Annotated in this window: 21 protein-coding genes and 4 tRNA genes; 15 read left to right on the top strand and 10 right to left on the bottom strand. The window is 26.1% G+C overall.

Features of this window, described 5'->3' with window-relative positions; genetic code table 11:
- Positions 1-102: 102 nt before the first annotated feature.
- The 4 genes from HU701_RS00535 (at position 103) to HU701_RS00520 (ending at position 3,636) form a co-directional block, all read left to right on the top strand.
- Positions 103-360: an HPr family phosphocarrier protein gene (locus tag HU701_RS00535; protein ID WP_158345949.1), complete on the top strand. Its 258-nt coding sequence runs from the start codon at positions 103-105 to the stop codon at positions 358-360.
- 149 nt (positions 361-509) lie between these two features.
- Positions 510-2,219 carry a phosphoenolpyruvate-protein phosphotransferase PtsI gene (ptsI, locus tag HU701_RS00530; RefSeq protein ID WP_178919463.1) on the top strand — a complete coding sequence of 570 codons (1,710 nt, stop codon included), beginning with the start codon at positions 510-512 and terminating at the stop codon, positions 2,217-2,219.
- Between the two features lie 59 nt (positions 2,220-2,278).
- Positions 2,279-2,782 carry a PTS glucose transporter subunit IIA gene (gene crr, locus HU701_RS00525; RefSeq protein WP_158345947.1) on the top strand — a complete coding sequence of 168 codons (504 nt, stop codon included), beginning with the start codon at positions 2,279-2,281 and terminating at the stop codon, positions 2,780-2,782.
- A gap of 62 nt (positions 2,783-2,844) precedes the next feature.
- The gene (locus tag HU701_RS00520) at positions 2,845-3,636 is read left to right on the top strand and encodes an undecaprenyl-diphosphate phosphatase (RefSeq protein WP_158345945.1); all 792 of its coding nucleotides are present in this window, start codon (positions 2,845-2,847) and stop codon (positions 3,634-3,636) included.
- 18 nt (positions 3,637-3,654) lie between these two features.
- Here the strand turns inward: HU701_RS00520 and HU701_RS00515 are convergent, their stop codons facing one another.
- On the bottom strand, positions 3,655-4,905 hold the full coding sequence (locus HU701_RS00515) for a tRNA CCA-pyrophosphorylase (protein ID WP_158345943.1): 1,251 nt from the start codon (positions 4,903-4,905) through the stop codon (positions 3,655-3,657).
- Positions 4,906-5,067: 162 nt separating this feature from the next.
- Between HU701_RS00515 and rfaE1 the strand changes: the two genes are divergently transcribed.
- Positions 5,068-6,012, top strand: coding sequence for a D-glycero-beta-D-manno-heptose-7-phosphate kinase (gene rfaE1, locus HU701_RS00510; RefSeq protein WP_158345941.1), 945 nt, complete (start codon positions 5,068-5,070; stop codon positions 6,010-6,012).
- A gap of 191 nt (positions 6,013-6,203) precedes the next feature.
- The gene (ribB, locus tag HU701_RS00505; RefSeq protein WP_178918926.1) at positions 6,204-6,863 is read left to right on the top strand and encodes a 3,4-dihydroxy-2-butanone-4-phosphate synthase; all 660 of its coding nucleotides are present in this window, start codon (positions 6,204-6,206) and stop codon (positions 6,861-6,863) included.
- Here ribB and tsaD read toward each other — a convergent pair whose 3' ends face one another.
- Entirely contained in the window at positions 6,864-7,880 is a 1,017-nt protein-coding gene (gene tsaD, locus HU701_RS00500) for a tRNA (adenosine(37)-N6)-threonylcarbamoyltransferase complex transferase subunit TsaD (RefSeq protein ID WP_178918924.1), read from the bottom strand.
- A 238-nt stretch (positions 7,881-8,118) separates the two neighbouring features.
- Here tsaD and rpsU point away from each other — a divergent pair, with 238 nt between their 5' ends.
- The 3 genes from rpsU to rpoD all read left to right on the top strand — a co-directional run bounded on the left by rpsU (position 8,119) and on the right by rpoD (position 12,133).
- Positions 8,119-8,334: a 30S ribosomal protein S21 gene (rpsU, locus tag HU701_RS00495; RefSeq protein ID WP_053940044.1), complete on the top strand. Its 216-nt coding sequence runs from the start codon at positions 8,119-8,121 to the stop codon at positions 8,332-8,334.
- Positions 8,335-8,406: 72 nt separating this feature from the next.
- Complete coding sequence (gene dnaG, locus HU701_RS00490) at positions 8,407-10,146, top strand: DNA primase (RefSeq protein ID WP_178918922.1); 1,740 nt, start codon at positions 8,407-8,409, stop codon at positions 10,144-10,146.
- Positions 10,147-10,270: 124 nt separating this feature from the next.
- Entirely contained in the window at positions 10,271-12,133 is a 1,863-nt protein-coding gene (gene rpoD, locus HU701_RS00485) for an RNA polymerase sigma factor RpoD (protein ID WP_158346850.1), read from the top strand.
- Between the two features lie 107 nt (positions 12,134-12,240).
- Here rpoD and cysE read toward each other — a convergent pair whose 3' ends face one another.
- The 7 genes from cysE to argC form a co-directional block, all read right to left on the bottom strand.
- Positions 12,241-13,068 carry a serine O-acetyltransferase gene (gene cysE, locus HU701_RS00480; protein WP_178918920.1) on the bottom strand — a complete coding sequence of 276 codons (828 nt, stop codon included), beginning with the start codon at positions 13,066-13,068 and terminating at the stop codon, positions 12,241-12,243.
- A gap of 64 nt (positions 13,069-13,132) precedes the next feature.
- Positions 13,133-13,579, bottom strand: coding sequence for a protein-export chaperone SecB (secB, locus tag HU701_RS00475; RefSeq protein WP_158345931.1), 447 nt, complete (start codon positions 13,577-13,579; stop codon positions 13,133-13,135).
- Between the two features lie 60 nt (positions 13,580-13,639).
- Positions 13,640-14,074, bottom strand: a complete 435-nt coding sequence (locus tag HU701_RS00470; RefSeq protein WP_158345929.1) for a rhodanese-like domain-containing protein — start codon at positions 14,072-14,074, stop codon at positions 13,640-13,642.
- A gap of 136 nt (positions 14,075-14,210) precedes the next feature.
- A complete protein-coding gene (gene argH / locus HU701_RS00465) occupies positions 14,211-15,590 on the bottom strand; it encodes an argininosuccinate lyase (protein ID WP_158345927.1) in 1,380 nt (459 codons plus the stop codon).
- A 49-nt stretch (positions 15,591-15,639) separates the two neighbouring features.
- Entirely contained in the window at positions 15,640-16,848 is a 1,209-nt protein-coding gene (locus HU701_RS00460) for an argininosuccinate synthase (protein WP_158345925.1), read from the bottom strand.
- Between the two features lie 26 nt (positions 16,849-16,874).
- A complete protein-coding gene (gene argB / locus HU701_RS00455) occupies positions 16,875-17,648 on the bottom strand; it encodes an acetylglutamate kinase (protein WP_158346848.1) in 774 nt (257 codons plus the stop codon).
- A gap of 14 nt (positions 17,649-17,662) precedes the next feature.
- Positions 17,663-18,667 carry an N-acetyl-gamma-glutamyl-phosphate reductase gene (gene argC, locus HU701_RS00450; protein WP_178918915.1) on the bottom strand — a complete coding sequence of 335 codons (1,005 nt, stop codon included), beginning with the start codon at positions 18,665-18,667 and terminating at the stop codon, positions 17,663-17,665.
- A gap of 148 nt (positions 18,668-18,815) precedes the next feature.
- On the opposite strand from argC, the gene argE reads away from it, so the two are divergent.
- Positions 18,816-19,961, top strand: coding sequence for an acetylornithine deacetylase (gene argE / locus HU701_RS00445; RefSeq protein WP_178918913.1), 1,146 nt, complete (start codon positions 18,816-18,818; stop codon positions 19,959-19,961).
- A gap of 11 nt (positions 19,962-19,972) precedes the next feature.
- Here the strand turns inward: argE and metF are convergent, their stop codons facing one another.
- Complete coding sequence (gene metF, locus HU701_RS00440) at positions 19,973-20,863, bottom strand: methylenetetrahydrofolate reductase (protein ID WP_158345919.1); 891 nt, start codon at positions 20,861-20,863, stop codon at positions 19,973-19,975.
- 115 nt (positions 20,864-20,978) lie between these two features.
- Between metF and murB the strand changes: the two genes are divergently transcribed.
- The 5 genes from murB to HU701_RS00415 all read left to right on the top strand — a co-directional run bounded on the left by murB (position 20,979) and on the right by HU701_RS00415 (position 22,522).
- Positions 20,979-22,025: a UDP-N-acetylmuramate dehydrogenase gene (gene murB, locus HU701_RS00435; protein WP_158345917.1), complete on the top strand. Its 1,047-nt coding sequence runs from the start codon at positions 20,979-20,981 to the stop codon at positions 22,023-22,025.
- Positions 22,026-22,185: 160 nt separating this feature from the next.
- A tRNA-Thr gene (locus HU701_RS00430) sits at positions 22,186-22,258 on the top strand.
- Positions 22,259-22,270: 12 nt separating this feature from the next.
- A tRNA-Tyr gene (locus HU701_RS00425) sits at positions 22,271-22,352 on the top strand.
- Between the two features lie 13 nt (positions 22,353-22,365).
- A tRNA-Gly gene (locus tag HU701_RS00420) sits at positions 22,366-22,437 on the top strand.
- A gap of 12 nt (positions 22,438-22,449) precedes the next feature.
- Positions 22,450-22,522, top strand: a tRNA-Thr gene (locus tag HU701_RS00415).
- Positions 22,523-22,690 lie beyond the last annotated feature (168 nt).

The following is a 22,690-nucleotide window of genomic DNA, read 5'->3' as shown; positions in this document are numbered from 1 at the left end:
CAACTTCTTTAATAAGAAACAATAAAAATTTTATTATAGAAGTTGTATTTTCACATTTAAAATAAAAATATCTCTATAATTAAATATTACTAAGGAAAAAAAATGTTTCAAAACGAAATAAAAATTACTGCATCACACGGCTTGCATACTCGACCTGCAGCTGAATTTGTAAAAGAAGCAAAAAAATTTCTTTCTGATATCTATATTATCTATAATGGAAAATCTGTTAATGCAAAAAGTTTATTTAAAATTCAAACACTTGGTTTAGTATGTGGAAGTTTAATTACGTTATCTGCAGAAGGAAAAGATGAAAAAGAAGCTATTGAACATTTATCTAAAATAATGACAGAATTAGAATAAATCATAATTAAAAATAATTTATGAATTTTTATGAAGATTCCGGAGGTTTAATACTGCTTCCGGATTACTCTTATAAAAAGTATATTCGCCTGACATTTAATGTTTTCCTCTCTGAAACAAATGTAAAATTTATAGTTAAAGGTAATGTTATGATTTCGGGCATTTTAGCATCACCGGGTATAGCTTTTGGCAATGCTCTTTTATTAAATAATGAAAATATTGTCATTAACCGGAAAATGATTTCTATCGAAAATATCGAAATAGAAATAAATAAATTTTTTAATGGACGAAAAAAATCAGTAAATCAATTAACAGAAATAAAATTAAATACAGGAAAAAAATTCGGGAAAAAACAAGAAGGTATTTTTGAAGGTCATATTATGCTTCTTGAAGATGAGGAACTAGAAAAAGAAATAATTGACTTAATTAAAGAAAAAAAAATATCAGCAGCAGAAGCAACCGAGCACGTAATTAACGTACAAGCTCAAGCGTTAGAAAAAATAAAAGATGAATATTTAAAAAATAGAGCAGTTGATGTAAGGGACATTGGTTTGCGTTTGTTAAAAAACATACTTAATATTGATATTATTGATTTAAATAATATAAAAAATAAAGTAATTTTAATTTCAAAAGATCTCACTCCTTCAGAAACTGCACAAATCAATTTGAAATACATATTAGGATTTATTACAGATTTAGGCGGCCCAACATCACATACTTCAATTATGGCAAGATCACTTGAAATACCTGCCATTGTGGGCACTGGAAATATTACAAATCAAGTAAAAAATAATGATTATATTATTTTAGATTCAATTAATAATCAAATTTTTATCAATCCTTCTGGTGAATTGATAAAGAATAAACGAGAAGTAGAAAAAAAATATTTTTTTAAAAAAAACAGCTTTAAAAAATTAAAAAACTTACCAGCAACTACAATTGATGGGCACAATGTTAAAATTGGTTCCAATATTGGAAATATTCAAGACGCTGAATCAGCAAAAAAAAATGGCGCTGAATGTATTGGTCTTTACCGAACAGAATTTTTATTTATGGGTCGTAATAAATTACCTACAGAACAAGAACAATTTCAAGCATATAAAGAAATTGCAGAAATCATGCGAAATAAATCAGTCATCATAAGAACTATGGATATTGGTGGAGATAAAGATTTACCATATATGAATCTTCCAAAAGAAGATAACCCATTTCTTGGATGGAGAGCTATACGTATTTTAATGGATAGAAAAGAAATTTTACATACTCAATTAAAAGCCATACTTAGAGCTTCTGCTTTTGGCAGAATATGTATTTTATTTCCTATGATTATATCTGTAGAAGAAATTAGAATATTAAAAAAAGAAATTCAAAAATTAAAAGATCAACTAGATAATAATAACATACTATTTGATAAAAATATTAAAATTGGAATTATGATAGAAACTCCTGCATCAGCTATAATAGCGGAGTATTTAATAAAAGAAGTAGATTTTTTTAGCATTGGTACTAATGATTTAACACAGTATACCTTAGCTGTTGATCGAGGCAATGATTTAATTTCACACTTATACAATCCAATAAGCCCATCTGTATTAAAATTAATTAAAAAAGTTATTGATATTTCACATAAACACAAAAAATGGACCGGTATGTGCGGAGAATTAGCCGGAGATCAACGTATTACTGCACTTTTATTGGGCATGGGTTTAGATGAGTTTAGTATGAGCTCAACAAGTATTCCTAAAATTAAAGAAACTATTCGAAAAATATCTTTTTCCAAAGCTCAGAATTTAGCTAAAAAAATATTAACTTTATCTACAACAGAAGAAATATTTAATTTATTAGATCAATTTAATTAAGGAGTCGTTTAATTTTTAAAACACAAAAAATTAATAATAGAAGTACTTAGGAGAAAAAAATGAGTTTATTATCAGATTTTTTTAATAGAAAAAAATCTAATTTTTTAAAAAAAATAGAAATTTTTGCGCCTATATCAGGTGAAATAATAAGCATTGAAGATGTACCAGATGTAGTATTTTCAAAGAAAATTGTAGGTGATGGCATCGCGATAAAACCATCAGGAAATAAAATACTCTCACCAGTCAATGGAACTATTAGTAAAATACTTACTAGTAAACATGCTTTTTCAATTCTTTCAGAAGATGGAGTTGAATTGTTTGTGCATTTTGGAATTGATACAATCAAACTAAAAGGAGAGGGTTTTAAACAAATAGCAAAAGATAATCAAAAAGTAAAAATAGGAGATGTTATTGTATTATTAGATTTAAATATATTAGAAAAAAAAGCACGTTCTATTTTAACTCCAGTAGTAATATCTAATATGGAAAAATTTAAAAAAATAGAGAAATCATCAGGCTCTATCATAGCCGGTGAAACAATAATTATGTCCTTATATAATTAATTCTTAAAAAATAAAAACGGTGCTATTATTTTAGTACCGTTTTATCTAATAAAGAGAAAAAAATGGCATATGTTTATAAATTAATTATTTCTGTAGTTACTGGTTTAATAGAAGGCATAACAGAGTTTTTACCTATTTCATCGACAGGTCATATAATTATTATTAGCCATTGGCTAGGTATTTTAAATAAAAATACAGATATATTAAAAACGTTTGTTCAATTAGGATCGTCAATAGCAATATTGATATTTTTTTTTAAAAAAATAATCAATTTGATAAAATTTAAAAAGCGAAAAAAAAGAACAAAAAATATTCATATTTTAATATCTCTTATACCTACAGCGTCTTTAGGTTTTATATTTTATAATGATATTAAATTATTATTTAATATCAAAAACATTATGTATGCATTGATTTTTGGAGGTTTTTTTCTTATTATTTCTGAAATTTTTAAACCTAAAAAAAATAAAACGAATTCTATTGATGAAATCAGTTTATTTCAATCATTTATTATTGGATGTTTTGAAACGCTGTGCTTATATCCAGGATTTTCTAGATCAGGCGCTACTATAGGTAGTGCAATGCTGTTAGGGATAAAACGCTCTGTTGCAATAAATTTTTCTTTTATTATTTCAATTCCTTTAACAATAGGAGCGTCGATTCTAGAATTAATAAAGAATATAAATAATATGAATATCAATTGTATACCATATTATTTAAGTGCATTTTTTATATCTTTAATAATTTCTTTACTATCAATTAATAAATTTATTAAAATACTTAACAAGTTTTCATTAAAAATTTTTGGATTTTATCGTTTTATATTAGCTATTTTAATTTATTTTATAAACTAAAAACGTTATTTTATATGATTAAAATAATTTTTTAAAATTTTTTATTCTCCATAAATCTAATTTTTTAATTCTTATTCTATTTAATTCATTTTTAATTTGATCTCCTTTGAATCCTTTCTGTAGAATTGATTTAATAGATATATTTTGTACAACAGAAAAAGATTTTTTTAAAAAAAAACCAGGTGATAAATTAATATTAGAATGATCATTTGATCTATTTTGTTGTGATATATTATTTAAAAAGTTAAAGTTGCTTAAAAATGAAAATATTTTAACGCGATCGGGTTTTCTCCAGGCATCTATTTTGCAAAAAAAATGTACAATATTTTTAGAAGATTGATAATTTATTGAATTTAGAAAATGATGAAAGCCAGTACTTAATATAGCTATTTCTTTAATATATGTAGGAATATTCAAACGATTACAAAATTTTTGAACAATAGATGCAGAAACTTGATCGTAAAATTTTTCCTTAAAAATATCGTTTGTATTTAAAGAAAAAAATTGAAATATATAAGAAAAGCGTATAGAAATATCTTTAGTTAAAGTAGATATTTTAGATAAACCTTGTGATAAAAAAAGGTTGTTTAAATGATTAAAAAAGTTTGTAAAAAATAATTCTCGTTCATATAACAAACATATTTCTGGAAATATTAAGTTAAGCGCATCACAAGAATATAAAACCTGTAAATACACATGCGGATTTTTAGTTTTAAACGCTTTTTCAGTTTCGTTCCAAATTCTATTTACAGTTAAATATAATAGTTCTTTTTTTTTAACTATTTCACGCATTAAAAACATAGTTTCTGTAGCAATACGAAATCCTAAGTGCATTAATTTAGCTGCAAATCTTGCTGTTCGTAAAACACGCAATGGATCTTCAGTGAAAGATTGTGAAACATGACGTAATAGACGATTTTCTAAATCTTTTTTACCTTGATAAGGATCAATATAATTCCCAAACTTATCTTGAGCAATAGCATTAATTGTTAAATCGCGTCTAATTAAATCCTCTTCTAGAGTTATATATGAACTAAAATCAGTGTGGAAATCAGTATAACCTTTCCCTAATTTTCTATCTTTTCTTGCCAAAGCATATTCTTCTCGCGTTTTAGGATGTAAAAAAACTGGAAAATCTTTACCTACTTGTTGAAAATTTTTTTTTAACAAAATCTCTTTAGTAGCTCCTACTATTACCCAATCTCTATCTTTAATAGGTAAGTTTAACAATTGATCGCGAACAGCGCCACCAACTAAATATATTTTCATAAACATTTTCTCATACTAAGAACAAAATATTATTTTTAATAAAAAACACAAAAGACTTAAATGTTTAAAGATTATTTGTAATAATTAAAGACTATAATAATTTTATAGATAATATTAATATATAAAAATAATAAATTTTAATAACATCTTAAAGGATTATCAATGAAAAAAGAAATTATAGATTTCAATAATGCACTTGTTCTTGTCGTCGGCGACTTAATATTAGATTGTTATTGGTATAGTAAAAATTATTATATGATACCAGAACAATCAATGCCTGTTTCATTAATTAAAAAAGTTATAGAACAACCAGGAGGCGCAGGAAACGTAGCTAAAAATATTGCAGAAATAGGCGGAAAATGTAAAGTAGTTGGTTTAATTGGTGAAGATATTGAAGGTACAATATTAAAAAAACTTCTTAATCATGTTAATATTTGCTATGATTTTATCAGCGTAAAAAATAGCAAAACAATTAAAAAAATTAGAATTATATCAGAAAAAAAACAATTAATGCGATTAGACTTTGAAGAAAAATATATTTTTAATGACTTTCATCTGTTATATGAAAAAATTATAAATTCATTAAAATATTATAAAGTTTTAATATTATCAGATTATGCAAAAGGAACATTATTTCAAATTAAAAAAATTATCAGTTTGGCAAAAAAAATGTCTATTCATATACTCATAGATCCCAAAGGAATAGATTTCAAAAAGTATTCTGGTGCTAGTTTATTGACACCTAATCTTTCTGAATTTGAAAAAATAGTAGGAAAGTGCCATGAAGAAAAACAAATATTTACAAGAGGAATGAAATTAGTATCCGAACTAAATTTATCAGCATTATTAGTTACTCGATCTAAAAATGGTATGACATTATTTCAACCTAAAAAAAAACCAATACATTTTCCAGCAATATCTAAAATAGCATCAGATGTAACAGGTGCGGGAGATACAGTAATTTCAATTATTGCTTCTGCTTTAGCTACAGGTTATTCTTTAGAGGAATCATGTTTTTATGCTAATATTGGTGCAAGTATAGTTATACAAAAAATGGGAACTGAAACATTAAATATTAATGAATTAAATACAGTTTTAAATATATAGTGAAAATATATTTAAGAATAAATTTTATATCTAAATATTATATATAATACTTAGATATAAATATATAATCTTTTTAAGATTGCTCTTAAATTTTATTCAAGATATAATATAATTATTTTTTAAAATTGTTTCATGTATAAAGCTTTTTGAAATTATTTTTAATAGTTTAATTCAATCAAGGTTTTCAAAAAATGAATCACAAAATACTTTATGAATTTGGAAACCCTATAGAACGTGTAGAAAAAGCAATATTAGCTCTGAGATCTGGACAGGGTATTATCATACTAGATGATGAAAATAGAGAAAACGAAGGAGATCTTGTTTTTTCCTGCGAAAAAATGACAGTAGAACAAATGGCTTTAACAATTAGATATGGTAGCGGTATTGTGTGTTTATGCATTACAGAATCTCAAAGAAAAAAATTAAATTTACCTATGATGGTTAAAAATAACACAAGCACTTATCAAACAGCGTTTACAGTTACAATAGAAGCTGCTAAAGGCGTTTCTACTGGCGTATCAGCTAAAGATCGATTAACAACTATACAAGCAGCTATAGCAGATAATGCAAAACCTAGTGATTTAAACAGACCAGGTCACATATTTCCCTTAAGAGCTGATACAGGAGGACTTTTAGCAAGAGCTGGTCATACAGAAGCAGCTATCGAAATAGTATCCCTTGCTGGTTTTAAACCAGCCGGAGTAATTTGTGAACTCACCAATAAAGATGGATCTATGTCTCGAGTACCTGAAATTATTACATTTTCAAAAGAAAAACATATGACAATATTAACTATAAAAGATCTAATTTTATATATTCAAAAAAATAGATTTTTAAAAAATTCTGATTGATTATAATACAGGTAAACTATCTAAAGGCCACTTCGGTTTTACGGTAATTTCTAATGAAGGAAAAATATTTTTTTTTTTATAATATAATGATCCTAAATAAGCAATCATTGCACCATTATCTGTGCAAAATTCTGGACGAGCAAAAAATACTTTTCCATTAAAAACTTCTCGCATCATAATTTCTGATTTTTTACGTAATAATTTATTTGCACTGACACCTCCTGCAATGACTAAATTGCTCCATTTTTTTTGATTTAAAGCTCTTTTAGTTTTCATTAATAATATATCAACAACTGCGTCTTCAAAAGCTTTTGCAATATTTGCTTTTTGTTGAAAATTTAAAGTTTTATTTTTAATAATGTTAGCAGCAAAAGTTTTCAACCCTGAAAAACTAAAATTTAAATTAGAATGATTTTTCATAGGACGAGGAAATTTCAAATTAATTTTCACACCCTTTTTAGCTAAATTAGATAATTCATGACCATTTGGATATTTTAAACCTAATAATTTTGATATTTTATCAAAAGCTTCACCTGCAGCGTCATCTAAAGAATTTCCAAGAATCTCATATTTTCCTAATTTATAAGCCGCAATAATTTGAGTGTGCTTTCCAGAAACTAGTAATCCAATAAATGGAAATGTAATTAAATGAGAATCTAACATTGGCGATAATAAATGCGCTTCCATATGATTGACTGGTAACACAGGGATATTTAAAGAAAATCCCAAAGAACAAGCAAATGTTGCGCCAACTAACAAAGAACCAACTAAACCAGGCCCTGCAGTATATGCAATAAGATTAATATCTTTCTCAAGATTTATTTTTTTAAAAATTTTATCTAACAGAAAAATTATTTTTTTTGAATGTGTACGTGATGCTAACTCTGGAATAATCCCGCCGTAATTAGCATGTATTTTTTTTTGATTGTATAATTCATTAACCAATAAACCTTGAAGGTTATCATAAACAGCTATTCCAGTATCATCACACGATGTTTCAATACCTAATATTTTCATTTCTACACCTGTTCATTTTTTTAAATAGTTCAAAATTAAACAACAAAAATAATATTAAAATAAAAAAATTAAATTTTATCACAACAAAAATAATTAAATTTTTTAAAAATGATACTTTACAACACAATGTTAATTAAGATAGGATTCATTTTACATAATAAAATAACACTCGTTTACAATAATTTACATATTATAAATAAAAATCTAATATACATCACATAATTGGGGTTAATATTAAATGCCAATAATAAAAGTACGTGAAAATGAACCATTCGATGTTGCATTACGTCGCTTCAAAAGATCTTGTGAAAAAGCTGGAATTTTAGCAGAAATACGTAGAAGAGAATTTTATGAAAAACCTACTACCGAAAGAAAACGCGCTAAAGCTTCCGCGATAAAACGTTTAGCAAAAAAACTTACACGAGAAAATGCAAAAAGAATTAGAATGTATTAAAATATATTAAAAAATATAAAAAATAAAATAACCGTTCTTTTAAAAGAACGGAATTCTATCATAAAAAAATCTATGTCTGAAAAAATACCTAAATATTTTATTAATGATCTGTTATGTCGAACAAATATTGTTGATGTTATTGATTCAAGAATAAAATTAAAAAAAAAAGGCAAAAATTATCAAACTCACTGTCCTTTTCATAACGATAAAACACCATCATTTACAGTTAGTTACGAAAAACAATTTTATTATTGTTTTGGATGTAATATACATGGAAACGTAATTGACTTTTTAATCAACTATGAACATTTAAATTTTGTAGAAAGTATTGAAGAATTGTCTTTCATGCATGGACTTTCGATACCTTTTGAAAAAAATTTCATACCTGAAAAAAATGATTATTTCAAAAAACAAAAACTATACTTATTAACTAATCAAATATCTAAATTATATGAAAAAAACTTAATGTTAACTAGTTCTGCTTATGATTATCTTATTCACAGAGGAATTAGTAAAAGTATGATAGAATTTTTTTGTATTGGATTTTCAAGTTTTACTTGGGACTTATTTTTTCAGAAATTACATATTAAAAAAGAATTAGAGACAGATTTATTAAATAATAAAATTATTTCTATTAATAAAAAAAAAAAAATATACGATCCTTTTCAAGGAAGAATAACATTTCCTATACATGATAAATATGGAAGAACTATAGGTTTTGGAGGTAGAACTATAAAAGAAATTCTTCCAAAATATATCAATTCAGCTGAAACAAATATTTTTTACAAAAGCAAACAAATTTACGGATTATATCAAGTAAAAAAGAAACACTTAAAACCAAAGTATCTATTAGTTGTAGAAGGATATATCGATGTTATTATGTTAACACAAAATAAAATTGATCATGTCGTTTCTTCTTTAGGAACATCAATTACAAAAGAACAGATAAAAATACTTTTTCGAAATACTAATACAGTTATATACTGCTATGATGGTGATGATGCCGGAAGAAATGCTGCTTGGAGAACTTTAAAAATCACATTACCATATATATCCGATGAAAAAACTATAAAATTTATAATGCTGCCTGAAAATGAAGACCCAGATACTATTATTAAAAAAGAAGGATCAAAAAATTTTCAATTACGTATTAAAAATGCTTTAACACTGTCTAAATTTTTTTTTAAAAATATTCTAAAAGGAATTGATTTATCATCTAGCGATGACAAATTTTATTTAAGCGCACATGCTTTACCTTTAATAAATTCTATACCTAGTGATACAATACGAATTTATTTAAGACAAATATTAGGACGAACAATAGGAATTTTGGATGATTATCAATTTGAAAAATTTTTACATCAAAAAACACAAAAAAATAAAATTTTACAATATAAAAATAAACCAACTTTAATGCGCACTCTTATCGGATTGCTTATTCAGAACCCTAATTTATCTAATTTAGTAAATTCAACAAAACAATTTAAAAATTCAAAAATAAAAGGAATTCCGATTTTTTTAGAAATTTTAAAAACATGTTTAGAACACCCAAGTTTTAATACAGGTCAATTACTAGAATTTTATAGAAATAGTAAAATAATTCACATTTTAAAAACTCTCTCAACTTTAGATCATATGATAGTTGAAGAAAAAATTCAAAATGTTTTTTTAGATCTATTAAAAAGTGTATATAAAAAGGACCTTGAAAAAAGACAAGAGCATCTAATTTCAAAAGAAAGAATTTATGGGCTTACAATAAATGAAAAAGAAGAAATTTGGTCTATTAATAAAAAATTAAAAAATAGTGAATAATTTTTTATTTTTTCTATTAAAATTATCTAATAACATACCTTAAAATTAAAATAATTCTATATATTAATTATTGACTAATCAGTCGATTAATATTCATCACATTAACAAAATTTGGATATTCCCTATGGAGCAAAACCCAAAGTCACAACTTAAGCTGCTCGTTACACATGGCAAGGAGCAAGGGTATTTAACCTATGCCGAAGTTAATGATCATCTTCCAGAAGATATTATTGATTCTGAGCAAATCGATGACATTATCCAGATGATTAATGATATGGGAATTCAAGTCGTCGAAGAAGCGCCTGATGCAGATGATTTAATTTTAAATGAAATAAATACAGATACAGATGAAGACGCAGTAGAAGCAGCTACTCAAGTTTTATCAAGTGTTGAGTCAGAGTTAGGAAGAACAACTGACCCTGTTCGAATGTATATGAGAGAAATGGGTACTGTTGAATTGCTTACGCGAGAAGGTGAGATTGATATAGCAAAACGCATTGAAGAAGGGATAAATCAAGTTCAATCTTCAGTATCCGAGTATCCTGAAGCTATTACTTATCTTCTAGAACAATATGATCGAATTAAAACTGGTCAAATAAAACTATCTGATATAGTAATAGGTTTTGTTGATCCTAATGTAGAAGAATTGTCACCTATGACTCATAATAACATACACTTAGGATCTGAAATTTTAGATGAAATTTCTAATAATAAAGTACAGGATGAAAATGAAGAAGATGTGGAAAATGAGGAAGATGAAGAAGATGAAGATAATAGCATTGATCCAGAATTAGCAAACGAAAAATTTTCTGCATTGCGGAAACAATATACCAATACAAGTAATATGATTAAAATTAAAAATAGAAAACATAAAGATGCATTGCTAGAAATTTATAATCTTTCAGAAATTTTTAAACAATTTAGATTAGTTCCAAAGCAATTTGATCATTTAGTAAATAACATGCGTGATATGATGGAAAGAGTTAGAACACAAGAAAGAATTATCATGCGATTATGTATTGAAGAATGCCAAATGCCAAGAAAAAATTTTATAAAAATTTTTTCAGGAAATGAGACTAATATAAATTGGCTAATAAAAGAAAAAAGTTTAAATCAACCTTGGTCTAAAAAAATACAAAAAATTGAAGAAAAAATTTTTGTAAGTATAAAAAAATTACGTAATATAGAGAAAGAAACAGGATTAACAATTGAGGAAGTAAAAGATATTAACAAAAGAATGTCTATTGGAGAAGCAAAAGCTAAAAGAGCAAAAAAAGAAATGGTAGAAGCAAATTTAAGATTAGTTATTTCTATCGCTAAAAAATATACTAATCGAGGACTACAGTTTTTAGATTTAATTCAAGAAGGTAATATTGGTTTAATGAAAGCAGTAGATAAATTTGAATATCGCAGAGGATATAAATTTTCAACTTATGCAACTTGGTGGATCAGACAAGCAATTACCCGATCGATCGCAGATCAAGCTCGTACTATTCGAATTCCTGTACATATGATAGAAACTATCAATAAACTAAATAGAATTTCTAGACAAATATTACAAGAAACAGGACGTGAACCGACTCCTGAAGAACTTTCTGAAAAAATGTTAATTCCTGAAGATAAAATTAGAAAAGTTTTAAAAATAGCAAAAGAACCTATATCAATGGAAACGCCTATAGGAGATGATGATGATTCTCATTTAGGTGATTTTATAGAAGATACAACATTAGAGCTTCCGTTAGATTCAGCAACATCTGAAAGTTTAAGATCAGCTACGCATGATGTTCTATCAGGATTAACAGCTCGTGAGGCTAAAGTTCTTCGCATGCGCTTTGGAATTGATATGAACACAGATCATACTTTAGAAGAAGTTGGAAAACAATTTGACGTTACCCGAGAAAGAATAAGGCAAATAGAAGCAAAAGCATTAAGAAAGCTACGTCATCCAAGCAGATCAGAAGTATTGCGTAGTTTTTTAGATGATTAATATTATATTATTGTTATCAGTTAAAAAATAAAACTTCTGTAATCGACAATCATAATATATAGATGATGTTATTCATAAAAGACAGGAGTTTTAATTTTTAAAATGTACTAAATGCCATCTCCATATTGAAATTGTTCTAAACAATCTAAAAAATTATCTTCATCTTCTTTAAGAAAAGAAGTTGAATTAGTTAATTTTTTGACAATTTTTGCAGGAATACCAGCCACTGTAACACATGGAGGAATATTTTTCAAAACTACTGATCCAGCCCCTATTTTAACTTGGGAACCAATTTCAATATTTCCTAAAACTTTAGCTCCTGCACCTATACTAACTTTATTTCTAATTACTGGATGTCTATTTTTACTACTATTTTTTCCTGTTCCACCCAGAGTAACAGAATGTAAAATTGAAACATCATCTTCTATAATCACCCCTTCTCCGATAACAATGCCAGTGGCATGATCAAGCATTATTCCAGAACCAATGCATGCTGCTGGATGAATATCAACTGAAAAAATAGTAGAAATCCTACTTTGTAAATACGTTGATAACGCATATTGCTTTTTGCTCCAAAGATAATGACTTATTCTATAAGATTCTAATGCGTGAAAACCTTTAAAATATAAAAAAGGAGTTAAATAATTATTTACAACTGGATCTTTTTGAAAGATTGCTTTCAAATCCTTAACTGCTAAATATAAAATACAAAAATTATTTAAGTATATTTCATCTAAAATATTGCGTATATTCTTTTCAGAAATAATCGAAGTAGATAGTTTATTTGATAATATATAACTCAAAGAACTGCTAAATGTTTTATGTTTTAATATACTCTCTTGATATAAGTTAGATAAAATAGGTTCCTTTTTTAATGCATTTTTAGCTTCACATAATATTATATTCCACAATTCTGAAATTTCTGCAAAACACATATTTTCTCCTTAAAATAATATTTAAATAAATTAATTTATTAAATATTTACAATATTATTTTATATTAATATTGTTTTTCTTTGAATTCTGAATTTGTATTTAAAATATCATCAAAATTAACTGGGGCAAGGTTTAATTGCGGAAAGCTTCCGAAAGATACTAAACTAGAAATACATGCTCTAGCATATGGAAATAAAATATTCGGACAGTATGAATTGGTGCAATGTTCTAGCTCTTTTACATCTAAGTTAGAAATAAAAAAAATACCTGCTTGATATACATCACATAAAAAAACTAAATCTTTTTTACTTTCTACTATCACTCTAACTTGTAAAACGATTTCAAAAATATCTAATTTTATCTTCTTAATATTTGTATTTAAATTAAATTTCATAGTTGGAATACATTGTTTCTCAAAAATTTCTGGCGTATTGGGTGCTTCGAAAGAAACATCTTTTACATAAATTCGCTGAATTATAAAAACTTTTTTCTTTGATTTTTTTTCTAACATAAAATATTCCAATGCTTAATATTTGACTAAAAAATTTTATTTTAAAAATATTTAATAATTTTATTTTTTATTTATAACTAAAGGAAGATTTTCTGCATCCCAAGAAGCTATTCCATTTTTTAAAATATAAATATTTTTTATTCCATTATCAAGGAAGTTTTTAATATATTTGTTATTTCTTTCTGATGAATTTATTATAAGAATTACAGGATTAAGAGTGGATAAATTTAATTCTTGAACTTTTTTAAAAGAAATATTTTTCAATGGAATATGAATAGAATTTAAAATATGACCTGAATTATATAATTCTAAAGATCGCGTATCAACTATTTTAGCATTTCTCTCATTAATTAATTTTATAGCATCAAAATTGCTAACTAATTTTGCTTTTAGATAAAAAGGTTTAAAGATTAAAAAAATAATTATATTAAGCAAAAAAAACCATACGGTAGAAAGTATGAAATTATTAGATATAAAAGATAATATGTTATTCACAAAATAAAAATCCTGTCTTTCGAATATATAAAATAATTCTATATTTAAATAGCATTGATTTTGGCATTTAAAAAAAAATTAAATGCCCTAAAAATATAAGATCAAAAAATTACTATTATACTGTTCTATCTAAAAATTATATAATATTTAATCGAATCTTTTCTTTTTTAATTACTTCTTGAACTTGCTTGGATGATACCCCACCTTTTGAAACACGTTTTTCAAGACATGCTTCTAAAGTAATATGTTGATATATATCATTTTCTATGAGATGACTATATTCTTGAAATTGAGATAAATCTAGATCTTTTAAAGCCTTGTTATTATGTATAGCATGTAGTACTATTTTCCCAGATATATGATGTGCTTCTCGAAAAGTAATTCCTTTTTTAACTAAATAATCTGCTACTTCTGTAGCATTGGAGTAACCTTTTTCTGCTGCTTCATAGCATAATAGATTATTTAATTTTATATTTTTTAAAACTAAACTAGATATTAATAAAGAGTCATTCCAAATTTTAATTGCATCAAAAAGACTTTCTTTGTCTTCTTGCATATCTTTATTATAAGACAATGGTAAGGCTTTTAATAAAACTAAGGTAGAAAATAAAGACCCATATACACGACCGCATTTTCCTCGTATTAGTTCTAAAGCATCTGGATTTTTTTTTTGAGGCATTAATGATGAACCTGATGTAATAGAATCAGATAATTCAATAAAATTTGCTTCACTAGAATTAAAAAAAATTAAATCTTCAGAAAATCTAGATAAATGCATCATACTAATCGAAGCAGATGCTAATAACTCTATAACATAGTCTCTATCTGAAACACTATCCAATGCATTATTAGTGGACGAACTGAAGCCCATATGTACTGCTAATTTTTCGCGATCAATATTCCATGCTGTACCAGATAAAGCGCCAGATCCTAAAGGGCTGACATCTAATCTTTTAAGTGCATCTTCTAAACGAGTAAAATCACGCTTAAACATTTCTACATAAGACAAACACCAATATGCAAAGGTAATAGGCTGCGCACGTTGCAAATGAGTATATCCTGGCATTATTACATCATGATGTCGTTCAGCAATTAAAATAAATGATTTTTGTAAATTTAAAATATTTTTTAACAAAATCTGGATTTTATTTTTACACCATAATTTTAAGTCTGTTGCAATTTGATCATTTCGACTCCTTCCTGTATGTAATTTTTTACCCAAATCTCCTATTCTTTCAATAAGATTAATCTCTATCCAAGTATGGATATCCTCACAATCACTTTTAAGAATTTGTTCTGGATTTATATCAATATCCTGTTTTAAAGAAATTAATCCATGTTCTATTTTTTTTTGTTCTTTTTTAGTTAATACACCAGTTTCAAGAAGAGCTTTAGACCAAGCAATTGAAGCAAATATATCTTCTTGAGCTAAAATATAATCAAATGGTAAAGAAGTATTAAACTTTTTAAATAATTTATTAGATTCATCGAGGAATCTTCCACCCCAAAGCGACATATATTTCCTCTGATCAAAGTAATGAATTGAGCAATAAATTTTTATAAAATTATTTTAACTTATTTAAAGCACGTATTCTAGAAGAAAGAGAAAATAAATGAATAAAACCCTCTGCATCTGAATGTTTATAAACTTCATCTTTACTAAAAGTTGCATATTCTTGAGAATATAAAGCGTGCAAAGATTTTTTTTGAACAGCAATTGCACTTCCTTTATATAATTTTAAGACTACTTCTCCATTTAATGTGGTTGCTAATGAATCTGAAGCAGATTGTAAAGATCTTCGTATTGGAGTAAACCATCGTCCATCATAAACTACAGATGACATTTCTAACGCAATTTTTTCTCTCCAATTAAAACTTTCTCTATCAAAAACTAATTGTTCAATTGCTCTTAAAGCAATATGAATAATAGTTCCACCTGGAGTTTCATAGCAACCTCTAGATTTAATTCCAATAATTCTATTTTCAATAATATCTAGCCGCCCTATAGCATGATAGGATCCAATTTTATTTAATACATTAATACACTCTAAAGGAGTTAATTTTTGATTATTAACAGATATAACAATTCCTTTATCTATATGGATTAAAATATATTCTGGTTTTTCTGGGGCATTTTCTGGATCTACGGTCCAACTCCAACAATCAGAATTTGCTTCATTCCAAGGATTTTCAAGTAAACCGCCTTCTGTAGAGATATGCAAAGCATTTTCATCTTTGCTATAAATTTTTTCTAATGTGGCTGTAGTAGAAATATTTTTTTTATTTAAATATTCTATTAATGATTCTCTTGAATTTAGATTCCAATTTCTCCAAGGAGCAATTACAGTAAGATGAGGAGCTAATGCAGCATAAGCCATTTCAAAACGCACTTGATCATTACCTTTTCCAGTAGCGCCATGGCATAAAAACTTAGCGCCAATACTTAAAGCAAATTCTACTTGTTTTTTTGCTATAATAGGTCTAGCTAAAGCTGTTCCTAAAAGATAACTCCCTTCATATAAAGCGCCTGTTTTTAATATAGGGAAAACATAATTTTCTATAAATTCATTTTTTAAATCAAAAATATGACAGCTTGAAGCCCCAGATTGCAATGCTTTTTCATTAATACCATCTAAATCAGATTTTGATTGACCAATATCTGCTACAAAAGCAATAACATCAACTTTATAAGTTTCTTTTAACCAAGGAATAATTGCAGAAGTATCTAAACCACCTGAATATGCCAATACAACTTTTTCATTATTATTATTCATTTTGAAATACCTATAATATAATTAGACTATGCAAAAACTCTTGTTCCAATATTTTTTCCGTTAAATAACAATTGTAAATCTTCTGTTTTTTGCCAACTTGCAATATCTACTGATCGCTTTAAAGCTATGGAAGCTTCTAAAGCAGCACGTACTTTAACAATCATACCATCAGTAATAATTCCTTGAGAAATTAATTTTTTAGCTTCTATACTATTTATTTTTTTAATTCTTTGACCTTTTCCATCTAATATTGAACTAATGTCTGATAATAAAATTAAATGAGCCTCTAAAGTCATTGCTAATGCTGTTGCAGCTAAATCTGCATTTACATTCATCAACTTGCCATCATCAGTTATACCTATAGAACTCATAATTGGCAAAATTTTTTGTTTAAATAAATGCAATAAAAAGACAGGAGATCCTGGTGTAATTTTTCCAACATGACCTAAATCTTTATCTAACATTTCTATATTTGCGCTTTTTCCATCAGATAAACATAATCCTACAGCATTAATTTTATTTTTTAACGCCCAAGCTAAAAGAATTTTGTTAGCTGTTCCAGCTAAAACACCTGTAATAACGTTAATATGTTCATAAGGAGTGATCCGTAATCCATCTTTCTTCTTAACTGGCAAAGATAACTTGTTCATTAAATTATCTATTAATCGTCCACCTCCATGAATTATTAAAACATCTCGTTTATTAGATTTTTGATACTCATAAATAGCTTTAAATAAACCTGTCATTGCATCATCACTTTCTAAAAGAACACCACCTAATTTAATAACTAAAGGATGAATCATTAAATACCTCATTAAATAATTGATTCTGTTTCAGGAAAACCATAACGAATGTTAAAACATTGTATTGCTTGAGCAGCTGCTCCTTTTAATAAATTATCTTCAGCTGTTACAATAACAAGATATTCATCTTTAATAGTAAAACCAATATCACAAAATGGTAATTTTACTACTGCTTTAATACTTGGAAAACCGCTTTTATAGATTCTAATTAATGATTTATTTTTATAAAAAGTATCGTATATATTATAAATTTCATTTAATTTAAAATTTTTTATTAATTTACATGTTATAGTAGCAATGATACCTCTTTTGAATGCGCCTAAATGCGGAATAAAAATTACTGGAATTCCTAAGTGCTCTGTCACTTCTGGGGTATGACGATGCTTAAAAACATTATATGGAGCTAAACTAACTTCGCAAAAACTATTATTAATACTGGGATTTCTACCAGCACCACTTACACCACTGATAGCATTAATTACAGGGATATATGATTTAGATAAAACGTTCATTTCTATTAATGGTTTTAGTGCTAATTGTATGCAAGTAGCATAACAACCAGGAACAGCAATTAATTGAGCTTTTTGAATTTTTTTGTAATTCCATTCAGCTAACCCATAAACAGATTTTTTTAAAATATTTTCATATAAGTGAGAAAAGCCATAGTATTTTGAATATATTTTAGTGTTTTTTACTCTATACGCACCAGACAAATCTAGTACAAAATAATTATATTTCATGAAAAAAGGAACTAAGGTATGACTAATATGATGATCTGTAGCTAAAAATACAACATCTATATGTTCCTTTATTAAAACAAAATTTTCAATCGATTCAAATGAAAGATTTATAATTTTTGTATATTCTGGATATATATCAGAAAACAATTTTCCTATGTTTATGCTACTTTTAGAAACAAAAATTTTTTTTATTCTAGCGAATTGATGACGATGAATATAATTAACTAATTCTGCTCCAGAATATCCGCTACCACCAACAATTAAAACATTTAACATAAATTTCAAAACCTTAGAAAATAAAAAATTAGATTATTAAATTATTCATATATAAAAAAATTTGTACTTATTATTAATTTTTTGAGTATTTTTACTTTATGGAAAATATATGTTCTAATAGATAAAAATATTTAATAAATTTTATCAAATGAAAAAAAAAATACCTTCTTTTATTGAAATATATACATCATTAATTAAAATACCTACAATTAGTAGTGAAAATAATACAATAGATCTAAGTAACAAAATTTTAATTGATTTACTATCTAACTATTTTTCAGAATTAAATTTTTCAATACAAATACAAAATATACCCAATACAAATAAATTCAATATGTTATCCTCATTTGGATCAGGAAAAGGCGGTTTATTATTTTCCGGACACACAGATACTGTGGATTTCAATGAAAAAGCATGGACTACAGATCCTTTTAAGTTAACTCAAAAAAACGATAAAATATATGGATTAGGTGTGGTAGATATGAAAGGTTTTTTTGCTTTCTTATTAGATGTAATATCTGCTATAAATATAAAAGAAATTAAAAAACCCATTTATATACTTGCCACTGCCAATGAAGAAACAGATATGTCTGGAGCAAAATATTTTTCTGAACATACAAAGATTAAGCCAGATTGTATTATTATTGGTGAGCCAACATGTTTAAAATTAATACACGCTCATAAAGGTCATGTTTCATATAAAATTGATATTTTTGGAGACACTGGGCATTCAAGCAATCCTTCTAATAAAATTAATAGTATTGAAATTGTATATGAAATAATAAAACAATTAATTGACTTAAAAAAATATATACAACAAAAATATTCGCATAAAGATTTTTCTATCTCGTATCCAACTATGAACTTTGGATCTATACAAGGCGGAAGTGCGATTAATCGTATTTGTGCATTATGTAGCATAACTTTTGAAATAAGACCCATACCTCAACTTAGCTTAAATACAATTGAAATTTTACTAAAAGAAAAACTAAAAAAAACTAGAAAAAAATGGCCAAATCGAATTTTTTTAAAAAATCTTTTTTTTTCTATTCCTGCTTATGAAGTTTCTAAAAAACATAAAATAGTTCAAAAAATAGAAAATCTCTGTAAAATGAATTGCTCGACTGTTAATTATTGTACAGAAGCACCATTTTTAAAAAAAATTGCACCTACATTAATTTTAGGACCTGGTTCAATTAATCAAGCGCATCATCCGGACGAATATTTAGATTGTTCTTTTATTAAGCCTACAAAAGATATTTTAAAAAATTTAATAATAAAATTTTGTTATTAAAATGAATTAATTTAATAACTTGAAAAACCAAATAAACGACATATAGAATATACTATATCTGACTGATTTAAAGTGTAAAAATGAAAATTTTTTACACCTTCAATAGATAAATTTTTTATCATATCTATAACTATACTTGCACCTATAATTCTTTGAGTCGTTAAGTCATTATTTAATCCATGAAAAATTTCAAACATCCAGGATGGAATTCTGACATTAGTCATTTTAGCAAATCGTTTCAGTTGTTCAAAATTATAAATCGGTAATATTCCTGGTATGATTTCAACATTGATATTATTTTTAAGACAATTATCTCGGAATCGTAAATAAGTTTCAGTATTAAAGAAAAATTGAGTAATAGCTCGATTAGCCCCTGCATTTACTTTCTTTTTCAAATTTAAAATATCAAATTTAGCACTTTTTGATTCTGGATGTGTTTCTGGATAAGCTGCAACAGAAATATCAAAATCAGCTATTTTTTTTAATAAGACAACTAAATCGTAAGCATACATAGTATGTGGATGATCTGTATTGTAAGAATCTCCTCTTAATGCAAATACACTTCGAATGCCATTTTCCCAATAAAATTTTGCTATCTTTTCTAACTCATCTGGTGTTGAATCAACACAAGTTAAGTGCGGTGCAGTTACAATACCTGTTTTCTGATGTATTTTTTTTACAATATCATATGTTTTTTTTCGCTCACCACTATTTGCTCCATAAGTAACGGAAAAAAAAAATGGTTGTAATTGACTTAACTTAACAGCGGAAGAAAGTAATTTTTTTTCTAAATCTATACTTTTAGCAGGAAAAAATTCAAAAGAACATTGTATTTTATTATTTAAATTATTTAATTTTTGATTCATTATATCTTGATAATATGTGCTTTTTAAAAAACTCATTTTAAAAACTCCATTAAAATACTTTAATTTCATATAATATCATAAATAAATATATGATTTTTATATTGAAAATAATATTTCTTTTAAATAGTATCAATAACATTTAAAAATTTATATGTATAAAAATCAAATCTATCAAAAATCTTTAAAAGATTTAAACACATTTTCCATAGATGTAACAGCAAAAAGAATTATTTTTATCAGAACCATTAAATCATTAATTGATATTTGTCAAAAATGTTATTCATCTAATATTCCTTATGTTATTTTAGGAGAAGGTAGCAACGTATTATTTTTAGAAAACTACAAAGGAATAGTTATTATCAATAGAATCAAAGGAATTAAAATTAAAGAAAAAAAACATCACTGGTTGCTACATGTTTTTTCTGGAGAAAAATGGCATGATTTAGTTAAATACACTTTAAGAATGGGTTTCTTTGGATTAGAAAACTTAGCGTTGATTCCGGGTTGTTTAGGTTCTGCTGCAATTCAAAATATTGGTGCATATGGTTTAGAATTTCAAAATATATGTCAATATGTTGATATTATTTCTTTAAAACATAAAAAAATAATAAGAATTGAAAAAAATCTATGTAAATTTTCTTATCGTGATAGTATTTTCAAACATAAATACACACAAGGATATGCAGTGATTGCAGTGGGTATAAAAATATTAAAAAAATGGAAGCCTATTATCTTTGATGCACTTTTAAAAAATATAAGTATAAACCAAATAAACCCATATGAAATATACAATAATATATGTAAAATAAGAAAAAAAAAGTTACCTAATCTTAATAAGTTAGGAAATGCAGGTAGTTTTTTTAAAAACCCTATTATCTCCAAAAAAGACACAAAAAAAATTTTATCTTTATATGTGAATATACCACACTATTTTTATATTAACGGATCTATAAAAATTTCAGCTGCTTGGCTAATTGAAAAATGTAATTTTAATAAAATTCAAATCGGAGACGCAGCTATTTACAAAAAACAAAAACTTATATTAATTAATCGAAACACAGCCAACCCAAAAGAGATTTTAATACTAGCTAAAATAATACAAAAATCTATTTTAAAAAAATTTAAAATATTGCTAGAACCTGAAATAGATTTTATTAACTCTTCAGGAAAAATAAAATTGTTAAAAAATATTTCGTAAACATTACGAATGCAATTATATACTTCTACATTATTGTATTTAATTTGCTGATAATTTAACACAGAAATTATTTTTTAAAAAAACTTGCAATAAAAAAGAAACAACATATAATGTTAGAAAGAAAAATGTATTTTTATTAATTGAAAAAAATCCTTAAAAAGCCGGCTTAGCTCAGCAGGTAGAGCAACTGACTTGTAATCAGTAGGTCACCAGTTCGATTCCGGTAGCCGGCAAATATCATTAAAGGTGGGGTTCCCGAGCGGCCAAAGGGAGCAGACTGTAAATCTGCCGTCTAAGACTTCGAAGGTTCGAATCCTTCTCCCACCAAAAACTTAAAAATGCGGACATCGTATAATGGATATTACCTCAGCCTTCCAAGCTGATGATGCGGGTTCGATTCCCGCTGACCGCTCAAAAATTTGCTGCTGATATAGCTCAGCAGGAAGAGCACACCCTTGGTAAGGGTGAGGTCCCCAGTTCAAATCTGGGTATCAGCATTTTAAAAATAAAAATTCAAAAATAATATTCAATCCAAAAATCTCACCTAATGTAAAATTTTATAAATCCTAAAATTAATATATCTTTAAAAAATTTTAATTTTTAAAGTATTTTTAAAGTGTTTACTATAAAAAATTTGATATTCAGAATTCTAATATATTTTTGAG

The sequence above is a fragment of the Buchnera aphidicola (Aphis gossypii) genome, assembly GCF_013394915.1.
Lineage (GTDB): Bacteria > Pseudomonadota > Gammaproteobacteria > Enterobacterales > Enterobacteriaceae > Buchnera > Buchnera aphidicola_AZ.
This window is presented reverse-complemented; position numbering and strand designations above follow the sequence as displayed.